General features: G+C 46.2%; 2 protein-coding genes. Both read left to right on the top strand.

From position 1 onward, the window contains the following. The first annotated feature begins 290 nt into the window (after positions 1 to 290). Complete coding sequence (locus tag VN105_RS22245) at positions 291 to 1043, top strand: glucose 1-dehydrogenase (RefSeq protein ID WP_325644342.1); 753 nt, start codon at positions 291 to 293, stop codon at positions 1041 to 1043. 21 nt (positions 1044 to 1064) lie between these two features. Continuing rightward, a complete protein-coding gene (locus VN105_RS22240) occupies positions 1065 to 1814 on the top strand; it encodes a glucose 1-dehydrogenase (RefSeq protein WP_325644340.1) in 750 nt (249 codons plus the stop codon). Positions 1815 to 1912 lie beyond the last annotated feature (98 nt).

Here is a 1912-nt window from a genome sequence, read left to right as displayed (position 1 = left end):
CGGTGTCGCATCATGTAAAGATCCTGGTTGATAGTGGGGTACTGCATTCCGTGAAAAATGGAAGATCACTGGAGCTCACGCTCAATAAAGAGATGATGAAACAGTTATCGATGTTCTTTTTACAGTTGAGTTAAATAAAGTACAAAGGGGCTGAGGTGCTACCGGGCGGGTAACCAACAGCTTTTTTTATACTTATATATATTGATACTTTTAAATTAATTGATTGATGAAGAGATAATTTCTCTTTTTTTTGAAGATTAAACATTGATAAACTTAAATAAATCAATAGAATGGATCAGTTACAAAATAAAACGGCGGTTATCACGGGCGGTAACAGCGGTATAGGATATGCAACAGCAGCAGATTTTCTGGCAAAGGGAGCAAAGGTATTAATTACAGGACGCAAGCCGGAGGCCGTACAGCAGGCCGCAGCAGCGTTGGGAAAGGCAGATAGTTTTATAGCAGACCAGGGAAAGATAGAAGATTCACAGCGACTGGCGGAGTATGTACGTGACCGTTATGGTAAAATAGACATCCTGTTTGTAAATGCAGGCGTGGCGGCAATGGAGCCATTTGCAGGTGTAACGGAAGCTTCCTTTGATACAGTGATGGACATTAACCTGAAGGGCGCCTTCTTCACCGTGCAGCACCTGCTGCCATTGATCAGCGAGGGAGGCACCATTATTTTACTGTCGTCTGTAAATGCGTACGCAGGTATGCCGGGAGCATCGGTATACAGCGCCAGCAAAGCTGGCCTCAATTCACTGGGGCGTACCTTATCAAGGGAGCTGGCTTCCAGGAAGATCCGGGTGAATATTGTAAACCCCGGACCGGTAGCTACCCCCATTCTTGAAAAGGCAGGTATTCCAAAAGAAGCGATCAATGAAGAACAATTAGCTAAGGCGTTACCAATAGGCAGGATCGGGCAGCCGGAAGAAATCGCCAAGCTGGTTTCTTTCCTGGCATCAGACGACGCATCTTTTATTACAGGTGCAGAATACAATATCGACGGAGGAATTATTACGCATCCATTAATTGGTTAACCTTTCAAACAAACATCATTCATGTCGTCTCTGAAAGATAAGATAATTGTTATCACTGGTGGTAACAGCGGAATAGGATATACAACAGCAAAGGCATTTCTGGCAAAGGGAGCAAAGGTTTTGATAACAGGCCGTAAGCCTGGTGCGGTACAAAAGGCCGTACACGCACTGGGCCACCCGGCAGAAGGTTTTAAGGCAGATCAGTCGGACATGAGTGATATACGGCGCCTGTATGAATACCTGCAGGGCCGTTTCGGGAAAATAGATTCCTTATTTGTAAATGCTGGTGTGGCGAAATTAGCACCGTTTGAAACGGTTACAGAGGAGCAATACGATGAATTAATGAACATTAACTTCAAAGGTGCTTATTTCTCCATACAGCAATTACTTCCTCTCATCAATGAGGGTGGTTCTATCACACTGTTGTCGGCATTGAACGCATACACAGGAACGCCCAACGCCGCCGTATTATCGGCCAGCAAAGCAGCGCTGAACTCATTGGGCAGAACACTATCAAGGGAACTGGCGGACAGGAAAATACGGGTGAACACGGTAAACCCGGGTATTATCAGTACGCCGCTGCTGGAAAAAGCAGGGCTGCCGGATGAGGCGAGAACACATCTCAGCAACATCACGCCCCTGGGCAGGTTAGGGCAACCGGAAGACATTGCCAGCCTCGTTACTTTCCTGGCATCAGACGATGCCTCATTTATTACAGGTGCAGAATATAATGTAGACGGCGGCCTTATGGTACATCCGTTGATCGCTTAATAAATGATCCTGGCGTTGCAGTGTGCAGCATTGTGCAAATGCTGCACCGGCAGCAAGGACGCGGATTCTGTCTTGGAACACTGATTACGCTGATTATA

Source organism: Chitinophaga sp., from assembly GCF_035564935.1.
GTDB lineage: Bacteria > Bacteroidota > Bacteroidia > Chitinophagales > Chitinophagaceae > Chitinophaga.
The sequence above is the reverse complement of the archived record's forward strand: the minus strand, read 5'-3'. Positions and strand labels throughout refer to the sequence as shown.

Coding starts and splice junctions, on each gene's coding strand:
- VN105_RS22245 (WP_325644342.1), top strand. CDS start 291: ATGGATCAGTTACAAAATAAAACGGCGGTTATCACGGGCGGTAACAGC.
- VN105_RS22240 (WP_325644340.1), top strand. CDS start 1,065: ATGTCGTCTCTGAAAGATAAGATAATTGTTATCACTGGTGGTAACAGC.